This window comes from Pseudomonas sp. B35(2017), from assembly GCF_002113645.1.
GTDB lineage: Bacteria > Pseudomonadota > Gammaproteobacteria > Pseudomonadales > Pseudomonadaceae > Aquipseudomonas > Aquipseudomonas ekonensis.
This window is the reverse complement of the sequence record NZ_NEIZ01000019.1, coordinates 113,833-138,660: the sequence shown is the minus strand read 5'-3', so window position 1 is coordinate 138,660 and position 24,828 is coordinate 113,833. Positions and strand designations below refer to the sequence as shown.

The window sequence follows — 24,828 nt, the reverse complement described above, 5'->3', positions numbered from 1 at the left end:
GCAAACTGGCCCGGATCGTATTCGCCCTGCTCAAAGGGCAAAGCGAATATGAACCAAAAGCAGGCTGAGGGCTTTGCCTCAACCATAGAATCTCCCACAGGGATCCCGGTCGTGCGCAAATCCCTGCACACCCAAAAACCTGTGGGAGCTGCGGTGCGACGATTCGACTTGCCCGCGAAGAGACCCGTCCGGCAACGCCCCCCCGTGGGAGCCAGCCTGCTGGCGATGAGGCCGGCCGGAACACCCTCAATCCCTGACCTGACGCCGCCCCCAGAACTCCCGCGCCAACGACCGCAGGTCCCCCGCCAGCCCCGCCACGTCCTGCGAATTGGCCTGACTCTGCCGCCCTTCGTCCACCGTCACCTCGCAGGCCGAGCGGATGCTGACGATGTTGCGGTTGATGTCCTCGCTCACCGCGCTCTGCTCTTCCACCGCCGCCGCGATCTGCAGGCTCATTTCGGTGATCTGCCCCACACGCCCGCTGATGCCGTCCAATGCCTGCGCCGCCCGCTTCGCCTGTTCGACGCTGTTGTCCACATGCTCGCCGCTCTGCTGCATGGCCAGCACCGCGTCCCGGGCGCCGTTCTGCAGGGTGCTGATCATCCGCTGGATCTCGTTGGTCGATTGCTGGGTACGCTGGGCCAGCCCCCGCACTTCGTCGGCCACCACCGCGAACCCGCGCCCGGCATCCCCGGCCCGCGCCGCTTCGATAGCAGCGTTGAGCGCCAGCAGGTTGGTCTGCTCGGCGATGCTGCGGATCACCTCCAGCACCCCGGAAATCTCGCTGCTGTGGCCTTCCAGTTGATGGATCACCTCGGTCGCCCGGCCCAGCTCCTCGGCCAGGCGCAGCACCGCCGTGCGGCTTTCGCCGACCAGCAGATGCCCTTCACGGGTTTCCGTGCCGGCCATGTCCGCCGCCACCGAGGCCTGCTGGGCATGGCTGGCCACCTCGGCGACACTGGCCGCCATCTGATGGATCGCCGCCGCCACTTGATCGGTCTCAGCCTGCTGGGCCAGGCTGCTGGTGTGGCTGCTGTGCAGGTGATCGACCAGTTGCGCGGCATGCCCGGCCAGCCGCTGCGAAGCGTCGCCGATCCGCCCGACGACCGCGCCGACCTGGGCCTCCAGCATCTGCAAGGCAAACTCGATCTGGCCGAACTCGTCCCGCCGGCCGGTGTAGATGCCCTGGCTCAAGGGGTTGTCGGCGATTGTTTGCGCCCGCGCGGTCAAGCGCTCCAGCGGCCGCAGCAGCCAGCCCACGCCCAGGGCGCAGACCGCGCTGCCGACCACGAACGCCCCGGCATCGATCCACAACGACTCCGGCCGCAACCACGCTTCGGTGCCCAGCACCAGCGCCAGCAACGCGCTGGCCAGCGCCGTGATCCGCCCCCGCAACCCCAGCACCGGCAGGCGCGCCCAAGGCGACGTGCGACCTTCGCGCAACCGCGCATAGGCCCGCTCCGCCGCCGCCACCAGCCGCGCGTCCGGCCGGGTGCGCACCGACTGGTACTCCACCGCCGCGCCGTTCTGCGTCACCGGCGTGACATAGGCACTGACCCAGTAATGATCACCGTTCTTGCAGCGGTTCTTCACCAGCCCCATCCAGGAACGCCCGCGCTTGAGCGTCTGCCACATGTGGGCGAACGCCTGGGGCGGCATGTCCGGATGGCGCAGCAGGTTGTGCGGCGCGCCCAGCAGCTCGTCACGGCCATAACCGCAGATGTTGATGAAGTCGTCGTTGGCGTAGGTGATCGCGCTGTTCAGATCGGTGGTCGAGAGGATGTTCGCATCGGGCGCAACATCGAGGTTGCGCCCGGTCACCGGGAGATTGATCTTCATGGAGAGCGCGCTCGTTTTATTGGAAAGAGTCGGCAGGGCTGCTGACTCTAAGCGCACTCATTGGATAAACGTTGATCTGGCTCAGGATCTGAGCAATTAGCCATCACTGCGACGGAAAATCGCAGCCGATGGCCGCACATCGGCGCCGGATCAGCGCTTGCCCATCGACCGCCGGGTGCCGGGCGGCGCCATGCCGGGGACTTTGGTGTGGCCGTTCTTGGCGCCGTTCTTGTACCACGGCTGGTTGGAACCCTTGGCGGCGGCCAGCTCACCGGGCCTGAACGGGAACTTGAAGTCCGGGATGGCCGACGGGGTTTCACTGGCATCAGGTTGAACGGCCGGGGCGTCGGTCACGGCGTCGTCGGTGGGGGCAGTCATGGGGGCTCCGGGGAGGCGGGAGGTCGGCTCCGGAAAGGAGCCGAGAAAGCGCGCAGTATACCTGCGCGCCACCACTTTACAGCCCCGAAAAAGGAACCGGCCGGCCTCATGCCGAGACTGTTCGATGGGCGGAACGCTCCGGCCTCACGCCAACGGCGCCACCCGGTCCAGCGCCCGGTTCACCGCCAGCTCGGCGAGCATGACGATCTGCTGGATCCCCAATGCCATGCTGCGATGCGGGCCGCTGAGCTCATTGGCGAAGTTGCTGACCAGGATGCTGGCCGACGCCAGGGACTCACAGGCGTCGGCCAGCAGGTTCTCGTTGCCGATGTTGGGGCAGACCGTGTACATCGCACTCGGCTGACGGCGCTTGTGGGGTTCCGGGCTGAGGTAGAAATCGAGGGCCCGTTTGACGGCTTGCTCGTTTCTGGCTTGCTCTTCGGCGCGCCTGGCGTCGGCGAGTGGGGTTGTTGAGGGTGGGTCGGGTATCAGCTTGTCCATGAAGCAAATCCTCCAAGTCTTGAAGCCACGATTTCCCGATCTCACTCGAAGAAGTGGTGGCAGCTATGTACGGGGTGAGATCACCGGTCATGGATAACCCGGCAGGACATTCGTCCACCCGCACATAGCCGCCATAACAATCGCCGACAGTCTAAGCCGGCGGCGATTATGGAGGGACTCGCACAAGTATCCAAATGAGTAGCCGGGGATCTCACACCCGGTCGCCGAATGGCCAGCGACGGGGAAAGACTAGAGAGCGGGCTTCCGACGGACAACCTGAAAACCTTGTGGGAGGGTTCGGCAAATCTGCAACAGCCTTTAAACATTTCGGTTCTGAAATGCAGTGAGGTTCTATGGGAATTGGGGTGGTCAGGTAGAGATTGATTGGCTGGCAGGCCGCTATCGCCAGCAGGCTGGCTCCTACAGTTGGATCGGGGGCAGTCAGGTGGGGATTGGTTGGTTGGCTGGCAGGCCGTCATCGCCAGCAGGCTGGCTCCCACAAGGGATTGAGGTGGTCGGGGAGGGATTGGTCGGCTGGCAGGCCGCCATCGCTGGCAAGCCAGCTCCCACAGGGATTGAGGTGGTCTGGGAGGGATTGCTCGGCTGGCAGGCCGCCATCGCTGGCAAGTCGAGTCGTCGCACCGCAGCTCCCACAAGTAGCCCGGTGCCCACAAAATCCAGGCACACCACAAAAACCTGTGGGAGCCGGCTTGCCGGCGATGACGGTGAGTCAGTCACCACAGATGTCGGCAGTGCCGGCCCCATCGCTGGCAAGCCAGCTCCCACAGGGATTGAGGTGGTCTGGGAGGGATTGCTCGGCTGGCAGGCCGCCATCGCTGGCAAGTCGAGTCGTCGCACCGCAGCTCCCACAAGTAGCCCGGTGCCCACAAAATCCAGGCACACCACAAAAACCTGTGGGAGCCGGCTTGCCGGCGATGACGGTGAGTCAGTCACCACAGATGTCGGCAGTGCCGGCCCCATCGCTGGCAAGTCGAATCGTCGCACCGCAGCTCCCACAGGGAATTGTGTCGGGCAGTCAGAAACAGGTCGGCTGTCAGGCCGCCGTGGCGTGCTTCTCAAAAGGCCGAGTGTCAGCTCGCCTCGCTTTTGATCTTGATCTGCCGGCCCCTTCGGAAGGCTGAGCGGAGGGGTTCATCCGGGGGTGGGCGCGCAGCGCCGTTTGGCGCAGCCAAACACATCGCAAGGAGGTGCAGCGAAGCAAACCGTAGCCGATGCCCCCGGATGAATCCCGGAGCGAAGGGACCCCGAGCCTAGGCGAGGGGCCGTACGCCGGGGCCAGACCTTTTGGTTACTTTGGGCTGGGCCGGCATTCCGGCGTCTGCCAAAAGTGACCCGCCGTAAGGGCGGAACCGCCAGCCGCCACACCCGAAGAAACGGATATACACACAAAACCACCCCCAACCTGGTCGGCCCAAAGGCCGCCAAGACCAAAACAAAAAAACCAAGAAGCCGAAACTGACAGCGCCGTCAGCCAGCCGTCACCCTCCCGACCCCCAAACCCGTTTATAAAGACACAACCTGCCCCAACTCCGTCCCCCTGGCGCCCACCGCATGCACATCCAGAAGAAACCCGCCCTGCTCGCCACCCTGCTGATCGCCCTGGCAGCCGCCGGCCTGTGGTACATCGCCAAACCCGCCCCGGCCAAACTGGCGGCCCCCACCGCCATCCCGGTGCAGGTCGTCAGCGTCAGCGAACAGGACGTGCCGCGCTACACCAGCGGCATCGGCTCGGTGCTCTCGCTGCACAGCGTAGTGGTGCGCCCGCAGATCGACGGCATCCTCACCAAGCTCTGGGTCAAGGAAGGCCAACTCGTGAAGGCCGGCGACCTGCTCGCCACCCTCGACGACCGCTCGATCCGCGCCAGCCTCGACCAGGCCCGGGCGCAACTGGGCGAGAGCCAGGCGCAGCTGCAGGTGGCGCTGGTCAACCTCAAGCGCTACAAGCTGCTCAGCGTCGACGACGGCGTGTCGAAGCAGACCTACGACCAGCAACAGGCGCTGGTCAACCAGCTCAAGGCCACCGCCCAGGGCAATCAGGCGTCGATTGACGCGGCGCAGGTGCAACTGTCCTACACCCAGATTCGCTCCCCGGTCACCGGCCGCGTCGGGATTCGCACGGTCGATGAAGGCAACTTCCTGCGCATGACCGACACCCAGGGCCTGTTCACCGTGACCCAGATCGACCCGATCGCCGTGGAGTTCTCCCTGCCCCAGCAAATGCTGCCGACCCTGCAAGGCCTGATCGCCGACCCGCAGCACGCGCAGGTCAAGGCCTACATCGGCGCCGACACCGACGGCGAGACCGGCAACCTGCTGGGCGAAGGCCACCTGACCCTGATCGACAACCAGATCAACGCCAACACCGGCACCATCCGCGCCAAGGCCGAGTTCGACAACCCCGGCCAGAAGCTCTGGCCCGGCCTGCTGGTGACGGTGAAGGTGCAGACCGCCCTGGATAAAGACGCCCTGGTGGTGCCGCCGACCGTCGTCCAGCGGGGGCTCGATCAACACTTCGTTTACCGGGTCAACGGCGACAAGGTCGAAGCGGTGCAGGTGCAGATGGTCTATCAGGGCAGCGGCCAGGACATCATCCAGGGCGTGAAGGCCGGCGACATCCTGGTCAGCGACGGCCAGTCGCGGCTCAAGCCCGGCTCGACCGTGCAGGTGATGAATGAACCGGCGCAGGTGGTGCAAGCGGAGCCGAAGCCATGAGCGTGCGCGGCGGGATGTCCGGGTGGTGCATCGATCACCCGGTGGCGACGATTCTTCTGACGTTCGCGTTGCTGCTGGTGGGGGCGATTGCCTTCCCGCGCTTGCCGATCGCCCCACTGCCGGAAGCGGAATTTCCGACGATCCAGGTGTCCGCGCAATTGCCCGGCGCCAGCCCCGACACCATGGCGTCGTCGGTGGCCACGCCGCTGGAGGTGCAGTTCAGCGCCATTCCCGGCATGACCCAGATGACCTCCAGCAGCGCCCTGGGCTCCAGCCTGCTGACCCTGCAGTTCACCCTCGACAAGAGCATCGACACCGCCGCCCAGGAGGTGCAGGCCGCGATCAACACCGCCGCCGGCAAACTGCCCAAGGACATGCCGACGCTGCCGACCTGGAAGAAGGTCAACCCGGCCGACAGCCCGGTGCTGATCCTGAGCGTCAGCTCGACGCAAATGCCCGGCACCGAACTGAGCGACCTGGTGGAAACCCTGCTGGCCCGCCAGATCAGCCAGATCGACGGCGTCGGCCAGATCAACATCACCGGCCAGCAGCGCCCGGCCATCCGCGTGCAGGCGTCGGCCGACAAACTGGCGGCCATCGGCCTGACCCTGGCCGACATCCGCCAGGCGATCCAGCAGACCAGCCTCAACCTGGCCAAAGGCGCGCTGTACGGCGAGTCGAGCATTTCCACGCTGTCGACCAACGATCAACTGTTCCATCCCGAGGAGTACAGCCAGCTCATCGTTTCCTACAAGGACGGCGCCCCGGTTCACCTCAAGGATGTCGCCAAAGTCGTCAACGGCTCGGAAGATGCCTACGTGCAGGCCTGGGCCGGCGACCAGCCGGGGGTGAACCTGGTGATCTCCCGCCAGCCGGGGGCCAACATCGTCGAGACGGTGGACCGGATCCAGGCCGCCCTCCCCGCCCTGGAGGCCATGCTGCCGGCCTCGGTGCAGGTCAAGGTGCTGATCGACCGCACCCAGACCATCCGCGCCTCGCTGCATGAGGTCGAGATCACGCTGATGATCGCGATTCTGCTGGTGGTGGCGGTGATGGCGCTGTTCCTGCGCCAACTGTCGGCGACGCTGATCGTATCGGCGGTGCTCGGCGTGTCGCTGACCGCCAGTTTCGCCCTGATGTACCTGCTCGGCTTCAGCCTGAACAACCTGACCCTGGTGGCGATCGTGGTGGCCGTGGGGTTTGTGGTGGACGACGCGATCGTGGTGGTGGAGAACATCCACCGTCACCTGGAGGCCGGCGACGACATGCGCGAGGCCGCGATCAAGGGGGCCGGCGAGATCGGCTTCACCGTGGTGTCGATCAGTTTCTCGCTGGTGGCGGCGTTCATTCCGTTGCTGTTCATGGGCGGCGTGGTCGGTCGGCTGTTCAAGGAATTCGCCCTGACCGCCACCTCGACCATCATGATTTCGGTGCTGGTGTCGCTGACCCTCGCGCCGACCCTTGCCGCCCTGTTCATGCGCCGGCCCACGCACCACGCCCACGACAAGCCCGGCTTCAGCGAGCGCCTGCTGGCCGGCTACGAGAAAGGCCTGCGCCATGCCCTGGCCCACCAGAAACTGATGCTCGGCGTGTTCGGCCTGTCGTTGGCGCTGGCGATCGGTGGCTATGTCTTCATTCCCAAGGGGTTCTTCCCGGTGCAGGACACCGGTTTCGTCCTCGGCACCACTGAAGCTGCCGCAGACATTTCCTACGGCGACATGGTGAAAAAACACCTGGCCATGGCCGAGATCGTCGCCGCCGACCCTGCCGTGCAGGCGTTCTCCCACTCGGTCGGGGTCTCCGGCAGCAACCAGACCATCGCCAACGGCCGCTTCTGGATCGCCCTGAAAAAACGTGGCGACCGTGACGTCAGCGCCAGCCAGTTCATCGACCGCATCCGGCCCAAACTGATGAAAGTGCCGGGCATCGTCCTCTACCTGCGCGCCGGGCAAGACATCAACCTCAGCTCCGGCCCGAGCCGGGCGCAATACCAATACGTGCTCAAGAGCAACGACGGCGCGACCCTGGCCACCTGGACCCAGCGCCTGACCGAAAAGCTGCGCGGCAACCCGGCGTTCCGCGACATCTCCAACGACCTGCAGCTGGGCGGCAGCATCACCCACATCAGCATCGACCGCAGCGCCGCCGCGCGTTTCGGCCTGACTGCCAGCGATGTCGACGAAGCGCTCTACGACGCCTTCGGCCAGCGGCAGATCAACGAGTTCCAGACCCAGGTCAACCAGTACAACGTGATCCTGGAGCTGGACACCAAACAGCGCGGCAAAGCCGAAAGCCTCAACTACTTCTACCTGCGCTCGCCCCTGAGCGGGGAAATGGTGCCGCTGTCGGCGCTGGCCCGGTTCGACCCGCCCACGGTCGGCCCGTTGTCCATCGCCCACGACGGCATGTTCCCGGCCGCCAACCTGTCGTTCAACCTGGCGCCCGGCGTGGCGCTGGGCGATGCGGTGATCCTGCTCAACCGGGCCAAGGCCGAGATCGGCATGCCCACCGCCATCAGCGGCAATTTCCAGGGCGCGGCCCAGGCGTTCCAGAGTTCGCTCAAGAGCCAGCCGTGGCTGATCCTGGCGGCGCTGGTGGCGGTGTACATCATCCTCGGCGTGCTGTACGAAAGCTTCGTGCACCCGCTGACGATCATCTCGACCCTGCCGGCGGCGGGCCTCGGTGCGGTGATCATGCTGTGGCTGTGCGGCCAGGACTTCTCGATCATGGCGCTGATCGGCCTGGTGCTGCTGATCGGCATCGTGAAGAAGAACGGCATCCTGATGATCGACTTTGCCCTGGAGGCCCGGCGCAACCGCGGGCTGGCGCCGCAGGAGGCGATTTTCGAGGCCTGCCTGACGCGGTTCCGGCCGATCATGATGACCACCCTCGCCGCCCTGCTCGGCGCCCTGCCGCTGATGCTCGGCTACGGCACGGGCGCCGAACTGCGCCAGCCGCTGGGCATCGCGGTGGTCGGCGGCCTGCTGGTGAGCCAGGCCCTGACGCTGTTCACCACGCCGGTCATATACTTGTGGCTCGAACGGCTATTCCATCGACCTGCACCGGCGCCCGCCGCGGCGCTGGCGACCACAGACTGAGGCAGGGTCATGCGCGTCCTGATTATCGAAGACGAAGAAAAAACCGCGGACTACCTGCACCGCGGCCTGACGGAACAGGGCTACACCGTGGACCTGGCCCGCGACGGCATCGAGGGCCTGCACCTGGCGCTGGAAGGCGACTACGCGGTGATCGTGCTCGACGTCATGCTGCCGGGCCTGGACGGCTTCGGCGTGCTGCGCGCGCTGCGGGCGCGCAAGCAGACGCCGGTGATCATGCTCACCGCCCGGGAACGGGTCGAGGACCGGATCAAGGGCCTGCGCGACGGCGCCGACGATTACCTCGGCAAGCCGTTCTCGTTCCTGGAACTGGTGGCGCGCCTGCAAGCCCTGACCCGGCGCAGCGGCGGCCACGAGCCGGTGCAGGTGAGCATCGCCGACCTGTGGATCGACCTGATCAGCCGCAAGGCCACCCGCGCCGGCACCCGCCTGGACCTGACCGCCAAGGAGTTCTCGCTGCTCAGCGTGCTGGCCCGGCGCCAGGGCGAGATCCTGTCCAAGACCGCCATCGCCGAGATGGTCTGGGACATCAATTTCGACAGCGACGCCAACGTCGTCGAGGTCGCGATCAAGCGCCTGCGGGCCAAGCTCGACGGGCCGTTCGACGAGAAGCTGCTGCACACCATCCGCGGCATGGGATATGTGCTGGAGAGCCGCGGTGTCCAGTAACTCGATTGCCCTGCGCCTGAGCGGCCTGTTCACCCTGGTGGCGCTGCTGGTGTTCCTGCTGATCGGCGGCGCGCTGTACCAGCAGGTGGACAAGGGCCTGGGCCTGCTGCCGGAAGCCGAGCTCGACGCGCGCTACAGCGTGCTGGAGTCGGCGCTCAACCGCTTCGGCACGCCCGAGCACTGGGTGAAGATCAACGCCAAGCTCAACCTGCTCGGCGAAGAGGACAAGCGCATCCGCTTCTGGGTGGTCAGCGGCGATCCGGGTTATGAGTACGGCAGCCCGGACGCCCTGATCCGCGCCTTCGCCCAGGGGCCGCTGGGCATGCGCGACCTGCAACTGCCCGGCCACGCCTACCCGCTCAAAGTGCTGCTGACCGAACTGCCGGCCAAGGATCAGCGCCCACCCCTGCGCTTCATGATCGGCATCGACACCGAGACCTTCCACGAGACCCAGCACCGCTTGCTGATCGCCCTGGTCAGCCTGGCGGCCGTCGGCGTGCTGCTGGCCTCGGCGCTGGGCTACTGGGTGGCGCGGATCGGCCTCAAGCCGTTGATCAAACTGTCCCAGGAGGCCCAGCGCCTGGCGCCGCCCTTGCGGGCCGGGCGCTTGCGCCTGTCGCCGCTGCCGCCGGAGCTGGCGCAGTTCGTCAGCTCGTTCAACTCGACGCTGGAACGGGTCGAACAGGCCTATTCGCGGCTGGAGTCGTTCAACGCCGACGTCGCCCACGAACTGCGCTCGCCGCTGACCAACCTGATCGGCCAGACCCAGGTCGCCCTCACCCGGGGGCGCTCGGCGGAACATTACTTCGAAGTGCTGCAATCGAACCTCGAAGAGCTGGAGCGGCTGCGTTCGATCATCAACGACATGCTGTTCCTGGCCAGCGCCGACCAGGGCAGCAAGGCCACCAAACTGACGCAGACTTCGCTGGCCGACGAGGTGGCCACCACCCTCGAATACCTGGACTTCATCCTCGAAGACGCCCAGGTGCAGGTGCAGGTCAGCGGCGACGCCCAGGTGCGCATCGAGATCGCCCACCTGCGCCGGGCGCTGATCAACCTTTTGAGCAATGCCGTGCAGCACACGGCGCCGGGCCAGGTGATCGAGGTGCACATCGAGGTGCAAGAGCATCAAGTCAGCATCGGCGTGGCCAACCCCGGCTCGCCGATCGCCGGCGAGCACTTGCCGCGGCTGTTCGAACGCTTCTATCGGGTGGATGCGTCGCGCAGCAACAGCGGCAACAACCACGGCCTGGGGCTGGCCATCGTCAAGGCGATCGCGCTGATGCACGGCGGCGACGTGTTCGTGCAAAGCGACCGCGGCATGAACACCTTCGGCATGCACTTGCCTGTCTGACGCCCGGGATCTTTGCCTGCGCTGTAACAGTCATTTATGAAAATCACGCTGTTTCCCGGTGTCCGGCGACCTTATCTTTGCCCGCAACCACACAGCACTTGCCAAGCAAGAAGGTTTTCGAGATGTCCAACAGTATGGGAATTGCCAGCGCGTTCGTTTTGTCCTCATTGATCCTGTCGCCTTTGGCGATGGCCGAAGAATCCCAGTCGTTCGTGGCGCACAACGCCGCCCGCGCCCAGGCCTTCGAGCAGCATCAGGCAGAGATGATGGCCAAGGCCCAGAACGCCGCGCAGTCCCCGCAGGCCGCCACTTCCCAGGCACAGCCGTCGCTTGAGAAAGACAGCTGAGCCGCGCTCCTTCCGATTTCCCTCGACGCGGTCGTTTGGCTCTTCCCGTTCGACCGTCGTCACTCCAGGCCGCTGAATTTCAGCGGCCTTTTTTTCGTTGTGGTCTGAAGGCCGTCCGGATCGTCTTTAACAATTAGAAACATCCCGCCCCTCAAGCGATTGAAGGGAACGTTGACCCAAGGAGCTTTACCGCACGTGCGTTACCCAGTCCGTTTCACCCCGCTGTTCATTGCAGTCGCCGCAACGATTGCCCCGGCAGCCCAGGCCGCCGAACCCGAGAAGGCAGGCTTCGTCGAAGGTTCGAGCCTCAACCTCAACGCCCGCAACTACTACATGAACCGCAACCGCCTGCAGCAGGCGGACGACAACATCGAGTGGGGCCAGGGCTTGCTCGGCAAGTTCGAGTCCGGCTACACCGAAGGCACCGTCGGCTTCGGCGTCGACGCCCACGCCATGCTTGGCCTGAAGCTCGACGGCGGTGGCGGCACCGACAACTCCAGCATCCTGCCGGTGAGCGACGGCAGCGGCAAAGCGCCGGGCTCGTTCTCCACGGCCGGCGGCACCCTGAAAATGCGCGCGTTCGACACCGAGCTCAAGGTCGGCGACCTGTTCCTCACCAACCCGGTGATCGCCGGCGGCGAGAGCCGCATGCTGCCGCAGACGTTCCGCGGCCTGAGCCTGACCAACCGCAGCTTCGACGGCTGGCTGATCGAAGGCGGCCAGGCCAGCTTCACCAAGCCCTACAACCAGAGCGGCCACAAGCGCATCGGCACTTCCTACGGCAGCCTCCCCGACGGCGACGAAAGCCGTCACCTGAACTGGGCCGGCGTGGCCTGGAGCGGCGTCGAAGGCCTGACCAGCAGCCTGTACGCCTCCGAACTCAAGGACATCTGGAACCAGTACTACTACGACCTGGACTACACCTGGGCGCTGAACGATCTGGTCAGCCTCAACCCCGGCCTGCATTACTACCACACCCAGGACACCGGCGAGGCGCTGCTGGGCGACATCGACAACAACACCTGGAGCGTGCACTTCACGGTCGGCATCGGCAGCCACAGCCTCACCGCCGCCTACCAGCGGGTCAACGGCAACACGCCGTTCGACTACATCAGCCAGGGCGACAGCATCTACCTGGACAACTCCCAGCAGTACTCGGACTTCAACGGCCCCAACGAGCGCTCGTGGAAGCTCAAGTACGCCTACGACTTCGCCGGCGTCGGCCTGCCGGGCCTGACTTCGGCGGTGTCCTACTCGCGCGGCACCCTGGACCTGACCAAGACCGACCCGAACAGCCCCGGCTACGCCGCGTGGTACAGCGCCGAGGGGCGCAACGCCAAACACTGGGAACGCGACATCGACCTCAAGTACGTGGTGCAGAGCGGCCAGGCCAAAGACCTGGCGGTGCGCCTGCAATGGGCGACCAACCGTGGCGGCAACGGCTACGGCGCGCTGGACTCCGACACCGATGAATACCGCGTGATCATCGACTACCCGATCAACGTCTTCTAAGATCGGCGCTACGCTAGAGGATCGGCCTGACCCTCAGGCCGTTCCAATATCCTGTGGGAGCGAGCCTGCTCGCGATGGCGGTGCATCAGCCAACATCCAGGTTGCTGAAGGATCGCCATCGCGAGCAGGCTCGCTCCCACAATGGTATCTACAGGCCTACGCTTACAAAAATCCACAACCGAACGCCCACCATGATCGCAAGCCGCACCCCACCTGCTTCGGGCAAGACCGGACGTTCCGTGCCGCTGCTGATTCTCGGCAGCCTGCTGACCGTCGTCGCGATCGTGTGCATCGTCACCTTCCTGCTGATCCGCGAGCACGCCAACGCCCAGGAATCGGCCACCCGCAGCGCCACCACCATCGCCCAACTGATCGACGCCGATGTGCTGCGCACCGTCGAGCTGTACGACCTGACGCTGCAAGGCCTGATCGCCGCCGCCCAGCGCGAGGACCTCAAGCACGTGTCGCCGCAGATCCGCCACATGGCCCTGTTCGACCGCTCCACCGCAGTGCGCTTCAAGGGCGACATCCTGCTGCTCGACAAGCACGGCGAGGTGGTGGCCGACTCTTCCCGGGTCGAGCCGAAACCGGGCAACTTCGCCGACCGCGACTACTTCCTGGCCCATGCCTTCAACCGCGACGCGGGCCTGTTCATCAGCCGTCCGTTCAAGACCCGCTGCGACTGCGACGAGGCCGACCAATGGCGGATCAGCTTCAGTCGGCGCATGTCTTCCGACACCGGCGAATTCATCGGCGTGGCGGTGGCGTCGATGAAGCTCGATTACTTCGACCAGCTGTTCAACAGCCTCGACATCGGCGTCGACAGCACCCTGAACATCATCAACAGCGACGGCCTGCTGCTGGCACAGAAGCCTTACCTGCAAAGCGACTCCATCGGCAAGAGCTTCGCCAACCGGCCCAACGTGATCCGGATCCTCGGCGACAGCGGCGGCAACGGCAGCTTCAACAGCATTTCCAGCATGGATCTGCGGCAGCGGCTGTACACCTACTCCCGGGTCGGCAATTTGCCGCTGACGGTGATCGTCGCCCTGTCCGGCGATGCGGTGTTCGGCGCCTGGCAGCGCACGGCGATCCTGATCAGCGGCGCCACCGGCGTGCTCTGCGCCGGCCTGCTGTGGCTGACCTGGCTGCTGGCCCGGGAACTGCGCCTGCGCCACCGGGCCGAGCGGGAGTTGGCGCAGCTGGCGGCCACCGATGCCCTCACCGGCGTGGCCAACCGGCGCATGCTCGACCAGTCGCTGCGCCACGAGTGGTTCCGCGCCCAGCGCTCGGGCAAGCCGTTGTCGGTGCTGATGATCGACGCCGACCGCTTCAAGGCCTTCAACGACCGCCACGGGCACCAGGCCGGGGACCGGGCATTGCAGGCGCTGGCCCGGGTGGTCAGCGCGAACGTGCGGCGCCCGGCGGATCTGGTGGCCCGTTATGGCGGCGAGGAGTTTTCGGTGATCCTCGCCGAGACCGACAGCGCCGGCGCCCGGCAGATCGCCGAGCACATCCGCGCGGCGGTGGAGCAGTTGCCCCACGCGGACGGCGATGAGGCGCCGATGACCGTGAGCATCGGCGTCAGTACCTGGACGACGGCAATGGACTCAAGCCTTGAGCAACTGCTGTTTGCGGCGGACAAGGCGCTGTACCAGGCCAAGGAAGGTGGGCGCAACCGGGTGGTGGTGGCCTGAACCTTGTGCTGACGGTGCTGAAGCCATCGCCAGCAGGCTGGCTCCCACAGGGGGCACCGGGTGTTCGCAAGATTCATGCACACCACTACAACTGTGGTGGCTACCCCACTGCCATCACCAGGGGGCTGGCGCCCGCTGTGCAACGAATCCGGGCATAAAAAAAGGCCACCCAAAGGTGGCCTTCAAAAAACTAGAGAGGTTTTTTACTTACACCGCCGCAACCGGGCGCATGTAAGAGATCGGAGCGGTGCTGGCGTCTTCGAACGTCACGACTTCCCACGCATCTGTCTGCTCAATCAACTTGCGCAGCAGCTGGTTGTTCAGTGCGTGACCGGACTTGAAGCCCTTGAACTCACCGATCAGGCTGTTGCCCAGCAGGTAGAGGTCGCCGATCGCATCGAGGATCTTGTGCTTAACGAACTCGTCTTCGTAGCGAAGGCCGTCTTCGTTCAGCACGCCATCGGCATCGACCACGATCGCGTTTTCCACGCTGCCGCCGAGTGCGAGGTTGTGCTTGCGCAGGTACTCGATGTCACTCATGAAGCCGAAGGTGCGGGCGCGGCTGACTTCCTTCACGAACGACGTGCTGGAGAAGTCCACGCTTGCACTTTGGGTGCGGTCGCGGAAAACCGGGTGATCGAAATCGATCTCGAAGCTCACCTTGAACCCGTCGAAAGGGACGAAAGTGGCGCGCTTGTCGCCGTCTTCCACGGTCACTTCCCGCAGGATGCGGATGAACTTCTTGGCGGCGTCCTGCTCTTCCAGGCCAGCCGACTGAATCAGGAATACGAAAGGTCCGGCGCTGCCATCCATGATCGGGACTTCGGACGCGGAGAGCTCGACGTAGGCGTTATCGATGCCCAGGCCAGCCATGGCCGAGAGCAAGTGCTCCACCGTGTCCACCTTCACGTCACCGTTGACCAGCGTCGTCGACATGGTTGTCTCGCCGACGTTGGCGGCGCGGGCCGGGATCTCGACGACTGGGTCGAGGTCGGCACGACGGAAGACGATCCCGGTGTCGATCGGCGCAGGCTTGAGGGTCAGGTAGACCTTCTCGCCGGAGTGCAGGCCAACACCGGTGGCACGGATAATGTTTTTCAGTGTGCGTTGTTTAATCATGGCATGGGCCGCTTCAGCGCAAATTGCGAACTGGTATCAACAAAGGCTGGCGATGATAGCAGACCGAGCCTTTGCTGAACACCAATCACCTGAATACCCCTGATACATTTCATCAATCGGCCTGACGACGCAGGAAAGCCGGGATGTCCAGGTAGTCCAGGTCATCTTGCGGATTCATCTTCGCGGCAGTCGCAGCACCGGCCTGGGCCTGGTTGCGCATGACGGTCGGACGGTCCAGGTCACGGTAGTTCACCGCTGGCTGCTCCTGACGTGCAGGGGCCTGCTGCGGCTGTACCGGGGCGGCGGCCATGGTGGTGTGGACGGTGTTGTCGATGACCTTCACAGGCTTCTCGATCTTGGCGCCCAGACCGGTGGCGACCACGGTCACGTGCAGCTCGTCGCGCATGTCCGGATCGATCACGGTGCCGACCTTGACCATCGCGTGCTCGGAGGCGAAGGCTTCGATGATCGAACCCACGTCGGAGTACTCGCCCAGGGACAGGTCGGGACCTGCGGTGATGTTCACCAGGATGCCGCGTGCGCCCTGCAGGTTCACGTCTTCGAGCAGCGGGTTGCGGATGGCCGCTTCGGTGGCTTCGCGTGCACGGTTCGGACCGCTGGCGCAGCCGGTGCCCATCATCGCCATGCCCATTTCGCTCATCACGGTGCGCACGTCGGCGAAGTCGACGTTGATCATGCCCGGACGCTTGATGATGTCGGAGATGCCGCGCACGGCGCCGGCCAGCACGTCATCGGCCTTGGCGAAGGCGGACAGCAGGCTGGCGTCCTTGCCCAGGATGGTCAGCAGCTTCTCGTTCGGGATGGTGATCAGCGAGTCGACGCTTTCGGACAGCATGCGGATGCCTTCGTCGGCGATCTGCATGCGCTTGCGGCCTTCGAACGGGAACGGACGGGTCACGACCGCAACGGTCAGGATGCCCATTTCCTTGGCCACTTCGGCGATGATCGGCGCCGCACCGGTGCCGGTGCCGCCGCCCATGCCGGTGGTGATGAACACCATGTTGGTGCCGGCCAGGACTTCAGCGATGCGCTCGCGGTCTTCCAGCGCGGCCTGACGGCCGACTTCCGGGTTGGCGCCCGCACCCAGGCCCTTGGTCACGCCGGTGCCCAGTTGCAGGATGGTGCGCGCACCGATGTTCTTCAGGGCCTGGGCATCAGTGTTGGCGCAGATGAACTCGACGCCTTCGATGTTGCTCTTGACCATGTGATTGACGGCGTTGCCGCCGCCACCGCCGACACCGATAACCTTGATTACCGGGCTTGCGGGGATGTTGTCTACGAGTTCGAACATTTTCCCTCTCCTTACATTCTCTAGTTTTTTCGCCTACTGCCGTTTGTTGCGGTGCTGCGGTAAAGCTTCAGAAATTGCCTTGGACCCACTTCTTCAGTCGGTCGAGCAACGGCGCCTGCGGCTCGTCGTTGCTGTAGCTGTCGCGGCTGCCGATGCCCGAGAACGAGATCCCGTCGGACTGCTTCTGCAGGCCGTACATCAGCAGGCCCACGCCGGTCGAATAGATCGGGTTGCGCACCACGTCGTCGAGGCCCTTGACGCCGTGCGGCACGCCCAGGCGCACCGGCATGTGGAAGATTTCCTCGGCCAGCTCGGTGGCGCCTTCCATCTTCGAGGTGCCGCCGGTCAGGACGATGCCCGCCGGGATCAGGTCTTCGTAGCCGCTGCGGCGCAGTTCGGCCTGGATCAGGGTGAACAGCTCGTCGTAGCGCGGCTCGACCACTTCGGCCAGGGCCTGGCGGGACAGCTCGCGCGGCGGACGGTCGCCGACGCTCGGCACCTTGATGGTCTCGCCGGCGCCGGCCAGCTTGGCCAGGGCGCAGGCGTAGCGGATCTTGATCTCTTCGGCGTACTGGGTCGGGGTGCGCAGCGCCATGGCGATGTCGTTGGTCACCTGGTCGCCGGCGATCGGGATCACCGCCGTATGGCGGATGGCGCCTTCGGTGAAGATCGCGATGTCGGTGGTGCCGCCGCCGATGTCCACCAGGCACACGCCCAGTTCCTTTTCGTCGTCGGTGAGCACCGAGTAGGCCGAGGCCAGTTGCTCAAGGATGATGTCGTCGATTTCCAGGCCGCAGCGGCGCACGCACTTCTCGATGTTCTGCGCGGCGTTGACGGCGCAGGTGACCACGTGGACCTTGGCCTCCAGGCGCACGCCGGACATGCCCAGCGGCTCGCGCACGCCTTCCTGGTTGTCGATCACGTAGTCCTGCGGCAGGGTGTGCAGCACCCGCTGGTCGGCCGGGATCGCCACGGCCTGGGCGGCGTCGAGCACGCGCTCAAGGTCGGCGGAGCTGACTTCGCGGTCGCGGATCGCCACGATGCCGTGGGAGTTCAGGCTGCGGATGTGGTTGCCGGCCACGCCGACGAACGCCGAGTGGATCCGGCAGCCGGCCATCAGCTGCGCCTCTTCGATGGCGCGCTGGATCGACTGCACGGTGGATTCGATGTTCACCACCACGCCTTTCTTCAGGCCGCGGGACGGATGGGTGCCGATCCCGACGATATCGAGCGTGCCGTCGTCAGCGACCTCGCCTACCAGCGCCACCACTTTGGAGGTGCCGATATCCAGACCGACGATCATTTTGCCGCTTTGCACGTTTGCCATGGGTCCTGCCTCTTCTTAATTCTTTGCGACAGCGGGTTGGGCTGCCGGCGGCGCTACAGGTTCCCGCCAGCCAACGGCCAGGCCGTTGGCGTAGCGCAGATCGATGCGCGCAATGTTCGTAATCTGTTCTTTGAGCGTCTTGTCGTAGATGGCAATGAAGCGGCGCATCTTTTCCACCAGGTTGCCGCGTCCCAGCAGCAACTCGATGCCGGGGCCGGAACTACCGGCACCGGTGGTCAGGAACCAGCTGCCCCGCTCGCGCAGTTCCAGGCGCGCGATCGAGAAGCCCAACGGCCTGAGCATCTGGCTCAGCACCTGATACTGCTGCATCACTTGCTGCTGGGCCCGCTGGGGGCCGAACAGCTGCGGCAGGTGTTCGTAGTTCGCCAGTTCCTTGGGCGTGAACGCCTGGCCCTGGTTGTTGAGCAGCGACTCGTCGCCCCAACGGGCCACCGGCAACTGCTCTTCGAGGCGGATCACCACCTGGTCCGGCCACACCCGACGCACTTCGGCGTGGGCGATCCACGGCATCTGCTCAAGCTCCGTGCGCATGCTGGCCAGGTCGATGGTGAAGAAGCTCGACGCCACGTACGGGGCGATCCGCTGCTGCACCGCCTGCTGGCTGATGTAGCTCAGGTCCCCCTGCACCGCGATCTTGGTGATCGGCCGGTCGGCGTACGGCAGGAGCCGCTGCGCGCCTTCGTAGGTGCCGAACCCCAGGGCCACCAGCAGCACCGGCCAGAACAGCCCTTTGAGGAAGCCGAAATTGGCTTTGGGCAGGCGCGCGGACATCGGCTCTTTGGCCACCATGCGGCTGGCGCCCCGCGGCACCGGCTTGCGGCCGGGTGCGGAGGGCTGATGTCTGAGCTGTGCGCCTTGCATGGCCTTAACCTCGCGCGTCTGCTTCGACACTGGCGGCCAGGATGGCCAGAACCAGTTGCTGGAAATCCAGACCGGCGGCCCGGGCCGCCATCGGCACCAGGCTGTGGTCGGTCATGCCCGGAGCGGTGTTCACTTCCAGGAACCAGAACTGCCCGTCGGCGTCCTGCATCACGTCCGCACGTCCCCAGCCGGCGATGCCCAGCGCGTCGCAGGCCTTGGCCGTCAGGTCCATGAGTTCCTGTTCCTTGGCGGCATCGAGCCCGCACGGAATGCGGTACTGGGTATCGTTGGCGATGTACTTGGCGTCGTAGTCGTAGAACGTGTGGGGCGTGCCCAGGGCGATCGGCGGCAACACCTGGTCGCGCAGGGTGGCGATGGTGAACTCCGGACCCTGGATCCATTGCTCGACCAACACTTGCGAATCGTAGGTACTGGCCGCTTTCCAGGCGTCGATCAACTCGGACGCGGAAGTCACTTTGGCCATCCCGATACTTGAACCTTCATGGGCCGGTTTGACGATCAAAGGGAAGCCCAGTTCCGCCGCCGCCGAAATACAGTCCGCTTCGCTGCGCAGCACGGCGTGGCGCGGCGTCGGGATCCCGAGGCTGTGCCAGACCTGCTTGGTGCGCAGCTTGTCCATGGCCAGCGCCGAGGCCAGGATGCCGCTGCCGGTGTACGGAATGCCGGCGACTTCGAGCAGGCCCTGCATGCTGCCGTCCTCGCCGCCACGACCGTGGAGGATGATGAACGCGCGGTCGATCTTCTCGCTCAACAGGCGCTGCAGCAGGTCGTCGCCCACGTCGATGCCGAACGCGTCCACGCCGGCGCTCTGCAGCGCGGCGAGCACGGCGTTGCCGGACTTCAGCGAGACTTCACGCTCGGCGCTCTTGCCGCCGAACAGCACGGCGACGCGGCCGAAGTCTTTCGGCGCGATGGTGGAGAACAGGTTCGCGTAGGCAGCACTCATTTCAACTTCCCCTCGACCGGCGCCGCGACGGCCCCGGCGAACAACTCGCTTTTCAACAGTTTCGGCGCCAGGCCGCCGATGTCACCGGCGCCTTGGCACAGCAGAATGTCGCCGGCGCGCAGCAGCGGCTTGACCACCGGCGCCAGATCGGCGCCACGCTCGATGTAGATCGGGTCGAGCTGGCCGCGCTGACGGATGCTGTTGCACAGCTTGCGGCTGTCGGCGCCGGGGATCGGCTCTTCGCCGGCCGGGTAGACCTCCATCAGCAGCAGCACGTTGGCGTCGGCCAGCACGTTGACGAAATCGTCGTACAGGTCGCGGGTGCGGCTGTAGCGGTGCGGCTGGTAGACCATCACCAGGCGGCGCTCAGGCCAGCCGCCGCGCACGGCCTTGATCACGGCCGCGACTTCGGTCGGGTGGTGGCCGTAGTCGTCGACCAGCATCACGTTGCCGCCGTCCACCGGCAGCTCGCCGTAGACCTGGAAGCGCCGGCCCACGCCCTGGAAGCCCGACAGGCCCTGGACGATGGCTTCGTCGCTGACGCCTTCGTCGGTGGCGATGCAGATGGTCGCCAGGGAATTGAGCACGTTGTGGTTGCCGGGCATGTTCACCGACACCTCCAGCGGCTCGCGGTCGGGGCGCAGCACGGTGAAGAAGGTCTGCATGCCTTGCTGGCGCACGTTGATCGCGCGCACGTCGGCGTCTTCGCTGAAGCCGTAGGTCACGGTCGGACGCTTGACCTGCGGCAGGATCTCGCGCACCACCGGGTCGTCCAGGCACATCACCGCCAGCCCGTAGAACGGCAGGTTGTGCAGGAACTCGACGAAGGTCTTCTTCAGCTTGTTGAAGTCGCCGTCGTAGGTCGCCATGTGGTCGGCGTCGATGTTGGTGACCACGGCCACCAGCGGCTGCAGGTGCAGGAAGCTCGCGTCGCTCTCGTCCGCCTCGGCGACCAGGTAGCGGCTGGTGCCCAGCTGAGCGTTGGTGCCGGCGGCGTTCAGGCGCCCGCCGATGACGAAGGTCGGATCCAGGCCGCCGGCCGCGAACACCGAAGCGATCAGGCTGGTGGTGGTGGTCTTGCCGTGGGTGCCGGCGACGGCGATGCCGTGGCGGTAGCGCATCAGCTCGGCCAGCATCTCGGCACGGGGCACCACGGGAATGCGACGCTCAAGGGCGGTCGCCACTTCCGGGTTGGAGGTGTTGACCGCGCTCGACACCACCAGCACGTCGGCTGCGGCGGCGTTCTCGGCACGGTGGCCGATGAAGATCTGCGCGCCAAAGGACTCCAGGCGCTCGGTGACCGGGGAAGCCTTCAGGTCCGAACCGGACACGGCGTAGCCCAGGTTCAGCAGCACCTCGGCGATGCCGCACATGCCCACGCCGCCGATGCCGACGAAGTGGATGCGGCGGATGCGGCGCATTTCCGGTTGCGGCATGGCTTTCTGATTCTCAACCATGGGCCACCTCCAGGCAGGTGTCGACCACGCTACGGGTGGCATCGGGTTTGGCCAGACGGCGGGCCGCTTGGGCCATTTGTTCGAGTCGTTGCGGTTGCATCAAGACCTCTGTCAGGCGCGCGGCAAGGTCCGCTGCGCCGGTCGTTCTTTGCGGCATCAGGAAGGCAGCGCCTTCGCGGGCCAAATAATCGGCGTTGCGGGTCTGGTGATCGTCGATGGCGTGGGGCAAGGGCACCAGCATCGAAGGCAGACCGGCGGCGGCCAGTTCACTGATGGTCAGGGCGCCTGCGCGGCACACCACCAGGTCAGCCCAGCCATAGGCCTGGGCCATGTCTTTGATGAACGGCTGCACCTGCGCGTCGACGCCGGCGGCGCGGTAGCGCTCTGCAGTCACTTCATCGTGGTGCTTGCCGGCCTGGTGGAACACCTCCGGACGCAGGTCGGCAGCGACTTGCGCCAGGGCTTCAGGCAACAGCTTGTTCAACGGTTCTGCGCCCAGGCTTCCGCCCAGGATCAGCAAACGTGCCTTGCGACCGGCCAGGGCCTGCCGCGGCGTTTCGAGGAACAGCTCGCTGCGCACCGGGTTACCGGTGGTGCGGCGGCTGTCCGACAGGGTAAAGGTGTCGGGAAACGCTTCACACACCCGGGCGGCGAACGGCACCAGCATCCGATTGGCGGTGCCGGCCACGGCGTTCTGCTCGTGAACGATCACCGGCACGCCGGCCAGCTTCGCGGCGACACCGCCGGGGCCGGTCACATAACCGCCGAAACCGACCACGCACACCGGCTTGAGGCGGCGCATCACGGCACGGGCCTGCAGCACCGACTTGAGCAGCATGAACGGCGCCTTGAGCAGCGACAGCTTGCCCTTGCCCCGCAGGCCGGTGGCGTTGATGCGGTGCAGCTCAAGGCCGGCGGCCGGCACCAGGTCGTTCTCGATCCCGCGCGGGGTGCCGAGCCAGTGCACGGTGTAGCCGCGCGCCTGGAACTCGCGGGCACAGGCCAGCGCCGGGAACACGTGGCCGCCGGTGCCGCCGGCCATGATCAATACGTTAGCGCCCATGGTTCGGCTCCTCGGCGAAGTCGCTCTCATGGAATTCCATCTCTTCGCTGCCCAGGTGCGTGCGGCTCTCCCACTCGATCCGCAGCAGCAGGCCGAGGCAGGCGCAGCAGATCACCAGGGAGCTGCCGCCGTAGCTGAGGAACGGCAAGGTCAGGCCCTTGGTCGGCAGCAGGCCGACGTTCACGCCGATGTTGATCAGGAACTGGCCGATCCACAGGAACGACAGCCCGTAAGCGACATAGGCGGCAAAAAACTGTTTGGCCTTCTCGGCCCACAGGCCGATGTACATGCCACGGATGCACACGAACACGAACAGCGCCACAGTGCACAGCGAACCCACGGCGCCCAGCTCCTCGGCCAGCACCGAGAACACGAAGTCGGTGTGGGCTTCCGGCAGGTAGAACTGCTTCTGCACGCTGTTGCCCAGGCCGACGCCCAGCCACTCGCCGCGGCCGAACGCGATCAGCGCCTGGGACAGCTGGTAGCCGGCGCCGAACTGGTCGGCCCACGGGTCGGCGAAGTTGGTCAGACGCGCCATCCGGTACGGCTGCATCTGGATCAGCAGCACCACCGCCGCGACCGCCAGCACCACCATCAGGGAGAACCGGAACAGGCCGACGCCGCCCAGGAACAGCATCGCCGCGGCCGCGCCCATCATCACCACGGTGGCGCCGAAGTCCGGCTCCATCAGCAGCAGGCCCGCCATCGGCAGCAGCACGATGAACGGCTTGAAGAAGCCCATCCAGCTTTCGCGCACTTCCTTTTGCCGGCGCACCAGGTAGCCGGCCAGGTAGATCACCACGAACACCTTGGCGATCTCGGAGGGCTGCACGTTGAAGAAGCTGAAGCCGATCCAGCGCATCGAGCCGTTCACCTCCCGGCCGATGCCGGGAACGATCACCATCACCAGCAGGCCGAAGGCGCCGATCAGCATCATCCAGCCCATGCGCTGCCAGGTGGCGATCGGGATCATCATGGTCACGACGCAGGCGCCCAGCCCCAGCACGATGTAGATCAGGTGGCGGATCATGTAATAGAGGGCGCTGCCCGACTGGGCCGCCGCCACTTCGGTCGACGCCGAGGCGATCATGATCAGCCCGAGCCCCAGCAGCGCCAGGCAGCCGGCGAGCATCGGGAAGTCGAGGTCGATGCCGCGTCCGGTGATGATCGGCGACGGGTACGGCTTGATGATCCCTTTCAGGCTCATGCCAGATCCTCCACGGTGCGGACGAACTGGTGGCCACGGTCTTCGTAGTTCTTGAACATGTCGAAACTGGCGCAGGCCGGCGACAGCAGCACCACATCGCCCGGGCGGGCGGCGGCGCGGCATTGCGCAACGGCTTCGGCCAGGGAGCCGGCACGGATCAGCGGCACGGCGTCGCCGAGGGCCTCGCCGATCTTGTCGCTGTCGCGGCCCATCAGGACCACCGCGCGGCAGTGAGCCGCCACCGGATCGCGCAGGTCATGGAATTCGGCGCCCTTGCCGTCGCCGCCGGCGATCAGCACGATCTTGCCGTCGATGTCCGCGCCCAGGCCTTCGATGGCGGCCAGCGCGGCGCCGACGTTGGTGGCCTTGGAGTCGTTGTAGTAGCCGACGCCGTCCACGTCACGCACCCACTGGCAGCGGTGCTCGAGACCGGCGAAGTTGCGCAGCGCCGCGAGCATCGCGTCGAACGGCAGGCCGACCGCATGGCCGAGCGCCAGCGCCGCCAGGGCGTTGGACTGATTGTGCGCGCCGCGGATCTTCAGTTCGCGCACCGGCATCAGGTTCTGGAATTCGAAGGCCAGCCACTTCTCGCCGTCCTCTTCGCGAATGCCGAACGCCTTGAAGTCCGGTTTGGTCAGGCCGAAGGTCCAGCACGGCTGGCCCTCGCCCATCAACGGACGGCTCAGGGCGTCCTGGCGGTTGACCACGAACTGCTTGGCGCCCCGGAAGATCCGGTGCTTGGCCAGGTGGTAGGCCGGCAGGCCGCTGTAGCGGTCCATGTGGTCTTCGCTGATGTTGAGCACGGTCGCCACTTCGGCGTTGAGCTGGTCGGTGGTCTCCAGCTGGAAGCTCGACAGCTCCATCACGTACAGCTCGACGTCGTCGCTCAGAAGGTCCAGCGCCGGTGTGCCGAGGTTGCCGCCCACCGCCACGCGTTTGCCGGCGGCAGCCGCCATCTCGCCGACCAGGGTGGTGACGGTGCTTTTCGCGTTGGAGCCGCTGATGGCCACGATCGGCGCCTTCGCGTTGCGCGCGAACAGCTCGATGTCGCCGGACAGTTTCACGCCACGGGCCGCTGCGGCCTGCAGGGCCGGGGTCGCCAGCGCCAGGCCGGGGCTCACGTAGAGTTCGTCGGCACGGCACAGGAACTCGACGTCCAGCTCGCCACAACGCACTTCCACGTGCGGATAGTCACGCTTGAGCGTGGCCAGTTCCGGCGGGTTTTCCCGCGTGTCGGCCACCGCAAACGCCACGCCCCGGTTCGCCAGGAAGCGAACCAGGGACATGCCGCTCTTGCCGAGGCCGACAATGATGCGGAAGTGGTCGGAAGCGATCAGGGACACTCGTT

General features: G+C 65.7%; 19 protein-coding genes and 1 pseudogene. 7 read left to right on the top strand and 13 right to left on the bottom strand.

Annotated features, from left to right (window positions below; genetic code table 11):
- Positions 1–246 precede the first annotated feature (246 nt).
- From CAG41_RS24435 to CAG41_RS24425, 4 genes and pseudogenes are all read right to left on the bottom strand, one after another.
- Positions 247–1,350, bottom strand: a complete 1,104-nt coding sequence (locus CAG41_RS24435; protein ID WP_371856117.1) for a methyl-accepting chemotaxis protein — start codon at positions 1,348–1,350, stop codon at positions 247–249.
- A gap of 207 nt (positions 1,351–1,557) precedes the next feature.
- Positions 1,558–1,839: pseudogene (locus tag CAG41_RS29305) on the bottom strand (PAS domain-containing protein); the annotation flags it as partial.
- Between the two features lie 150 nt (positions 1,840–1,989).
- The gene (locus CAG41_RS24430) at positions 1,990–2,217 is read right to left on the bottom strand and encodes a hypothetical protein (protein WP_085584879.1); all 228 of its coding nucleotides are present in this window, start codon (positions 2,215–2,217) and stop codon (positions 1,990–1,992) included.
- Between the two features lie 144 nt (positions 2,218–2,361).
- Positions 2,362–2,718 (bottom strand): DUF6124 family protein, encoded by a 357-nt coding sequence (locus CAG41_RS24425; RefSeq protein WP_085584877.1) that lies wholly within the window; start codon positions 2,716–2,718, stop codon positions 2,362–2,364.
- 1,572 nt (positions 2,719–4,290) lie between these two features.
- Here CAG41_RS24425 and CAG41_RS24420 point away from each other — a divergent pair.
- The 7 genes from CAG41_RS24420 to CAG41_RS24390 all read left to right on the top strand — a co-directional run bounded on the left by CAG41_RS24420 (position 4,291) and on the right by CAG41_RS24390 (position 14,146).
- Entirely contained in the window at positions 4,291–5,451 is a 1,161-nt protein-coding gene (locus CAG41_RS24420) for an efflux RND transporter periplasmic adaptor subunit (protein WP_085584875.1), read from the top strand.
- Positions 5,448–8,549 carry a multidrug efflux RND transporter permease subunit gene (locus CAG41_RS24415; RefSeq protein WP_085584873.1) on the top strand — a complete coding sequence of 1,034 codons (3,102 nt, stop codon included), beginning with the start codon at positions 5,448–5,450 and terminating at the stop codon, positions 8,547–8,549. Before CAG41_RS24420 ends, CAG41_RS24415 begins: the two co-directional genes overlap by 4 nt.
- A gap of 9 nt (positions 8,550–8,558) precedes the next feature.
- A complete protein-coding gene (locus CAG41_RS24410; protein WP_085584871.1) occupies positions 8,559–9,236 on the top strand; it encodes a heavy metal response regulator transcription factor in 678 nt (225 codons plus the stop codon).
- Entirely contained in the window at positions 9,226–10,590 is a 1,365-nt protein-coding gene (locus CAG41_RS24405) for a heavy metal sensor histidine kinase (protein WP_085584869.1), read from the top strand. The genes CAG41_RS24410 and CAG41_RS24405 overlap by 11 nt, the downstream gene beginning before the upstream one ends.
- A gap of 122 nt (positions 10,591–10,712) precedes the next feature.
- On the top strand, positions 10,713–10,937 hold the full coding sequence (locus CAG41_RS24400; RefSeq protein WP_085584867.1) for a hypothetical protein: 225 nt from the start codon (positions 10,713–10,715) through the stop codon (positions 10,935–10,937).
- 195 nt (positions 10,938–11,132) lie between these two features.
- Positions 11,133–12,449: an OprD family porin gene (locus CAG41_RS24395; RefSeq protein ID WP_085707558.1), complete on the top strand. Its 1,317-nt coding sequence runs from the start codon at positions 11,133–11,135 to the stop codon at positions 12,447–12,449.
- A 191-nt stretch (positions 12,450–12,640) separates the two neighbouring features.
- On the top strand, positions 12,641–14,146 hold the full coding sequence (locus tag CAG41_RS24390; RefSeq protein ID WP_085584863.1) for a sensor domain-containing diguanylate cyclase: 1,506 nt from the start codon (positions 12,641–12,643) through the stop codon (positions 14,144–14,146).
- 207 nt (positions 14,147–14,353) lie between these two features.
- Here CAG41_RS24390 and lpxC read toward each other — a convergent pair whose 3' ends face one another.
- From lpxC to murD, 9 genes are all read right to left on the bottom strand, one after another.
- A complete protein-coding gene (gene lpxC, locus CAG41_RS24385; protein ID WP_085584860.1) occupies positions 14,354–15,265 on the bottom strand; it encodes a UDP-3-O-acyl-N-acetylglucosamine deacetylase in 912 nt (303 codons plus the stop codon).
- 112 nt (positions 15,266–15,377) lie between these two features.
- A complete protein-coding gene (gene ftsZ / locus CAG41_RS24380; protein WP_085584858.1) occupies positions 15,378–16,577 on the bottom strand; it encodes a cell division protein FtsZ in 1,200 nt (399 codons plus the stop codon).
- 67 nt (positions 16,578–16,644) lie between these two features.
- Entirely contained in the window at positions 16,645–17,904 is a 1,260-nt protein-coding gene (ftsA, locus tag CAG41_RS24375; protein ID WP_065261511.1) for a cell division protein FtsA, read from the bottom strand.
- Between the two features lie 15 nt (positions 17,905–17,919).
- Positions 17,920–18,786 carry a cell division protein FtsQ/DivIB gene (locus tag CAG41_RS24370; protein WP_085584856.1) on the bottom strand — a complete coding sequence of 289 codons (867 nt, stop codon included), beginning with the start codon at positions 18,784–18,786 and terminating at the stop codon, positions 17,920–17,922.
- Positions 18,787–18,790: 4 nt separating this feature from the next.
- Complete coding sequence (locus CAG41_RS24365) at positions 18,791–19,753, bottom strand: D-alanine--D-alanine ligase (protein ID WP_085584855.1); 963 nt, start codon at positions 19,751–19,753, stop codon at positions 18,791–18,793.
- Positions 19,750–21,210: a UDP-N-acetylmuramate--L-alanine ligase gene (murC, locus tag CAG41_RS24360; RefSeq protein ID WP_085584853.1), complete on the bottom strand. Its 1,461-nt coding sequence runs from the start codon at positions 21,208–21,210 to the stop codon at positions 19,750–19,752. Before murC ends, CAG41_RS24365 begins: the two co-directional genes overlap by 4 nt.
- On the bottom strand, positions 21,203–22,273 hold the full coding sequence (murG, locus tag CAG41_RS24355) for an undecaprenyldiphospho-muramoylpentapeptide beta-N-acetylglucosaminyltransferase (RefSeq protein WP_085584851.1): 1,071 nt from the start codon (positions 22,271–22,273) through the stop codon (positions 21,203–21,205). Before murG ends, murC begins: the two co-directional genes overlap by 8 nt.
- Positions 22,263–23,480: a putative lipid II flippase FtsW gene (ftsW, locus tag CAG41_RS24350; protein WP_085584849.1), complete on the bottom strand. Its 1,218-nt coding sequence runs from the start codon at positions 23,478–23,480 to the stop codon at positions 22,263–22,265. Before ftsW ends, murG begins: the two co-directional genes overlap by 11 nt.
- Positions 23,477–24,823 carry a UDP-N-acetylmuramoyl-L-alanine--D-glutamate ligase gene (murD, locus tag CAG41_RS24345; protein WP_085584847.1) on the bottom strand — a complete coding sequence of 449 codons (1,347 nt, stop codon included), beginning with the start codon at positions 24,821–24,823 and terminating at the stop codon, positions 23,477–23,479. Before murD ends, ftsW begins: the two co-directional genes overlap by 4 nt.
- Positions 24,824–24,828: the final 5 nt, after the last annotated feature.

Excerpts from the sequence above, each read along its gene's own strand:
- CAG41_RS24415 (WP_085584873.1), top strand. The coding sequence starts at position 5,448 with ATGAGCGTGCGCGGCGGGATGTCCGGGTGGTGCATCGATCACCCGGTG.
- ftsZ (WP_085584858.1), bottom strand. The coding sequence starts at position 16,577 with ATGTTCGAACTCGTAGACAACATCCCCGCAAGCCCGGTAATCAAGGTT.
- murG (WP_085584851.1), bottom strand. The coding sequence starts at position 22,273 with ATGGGCGCTAACGTATTGATCATGGCCGGCGGCACCGGCGGCCACGTG.
- ftsA (WP_065261511.1), bottom strand. The coding sequence starts at position 17,904 with ATGGCAAACGTGCAAAGCGGCAAAATGATCGTCGGTCTGGATATCGGC.
- CAG41_RS24365 (WP_085584855.1), bottom strand. The coding sequence starts at position 19,753 with ATGAGTGCTGCCTACGCGAACCTGTTCTCCACCATCGCGCCGAAAGAC.
- CAG41_RS24370 (WP_085584856.1), bottom strand. The coding sequence starts at position 18,786 with ATGCAAGGCGCACAGCTCAGACATCAGCCCTCCGCACCCGGCCGCAAG.
- CAG41_RS24425 (WP_085584877.1), bottom strand. The coding sequence starts at position 2,718 with ATGGACAAGCTGATACCCGACCCACCCTCAACAACCCCACTCGCCGAC.
- lpxC (WP_085584860.1), bottom strand. The coding sequence starts at position 15,265 with ATGATTAAACAACGCACACTGAAAAACATTATCCGTGCCACCGGTGTT.
- murC (WP_085584853.1), bottom strand. The coding sequence starts at position 21,210 with ATGGTTGAGAATCAGAAAGCCATGCCGCAACCGGAAATGCGCCGCATC.
- CAG41_RS24420 (WP_085584875.1), top strand. The coding sequence starts at position 4,291 with ATGCACATCCAGAAGAAACCCGCCCTGCTCGCCACCCTGCTGATCGCC.
- ftsW (WP_085584849.1), bottom strand. The coding sequence starts at position 23,480 with ATGAGCCTGAAAGGGATCATCAAGCCGTACCCGTCGCCGATCATCACC.
- CAG41_RS24430 (WP_085584879.1), bottom strand. The coding sequence starts at position 2,217 with ATGACTGCCCCCACCGACGACGCCGTGACCGACGCCCCGGCCGTTCAA.
- CAG41_RS24410 (WP_085584871.1), top strand. The coding sequence starts at position 8,559 with ATGCGCGTCCTGATTATCGAAGACGAAGAAAAAACCGCGGACTACCTG.
- CAG41_RS24390 (WP_085584863.1), top strand. The coding sequence starts at position 12,641 with ATGATCGCAAGCCGCACCCCACCTGCTTCGGGCAAGACCGGACGTTCC.
- CAG41_RS24400 (WP_085584867.1), top strand. The coding sequence starts at position 10,713 with ATGTCCAACAGTATGGGAATTGCCAGCGCGTTCGTTTTGTCCTCATTG.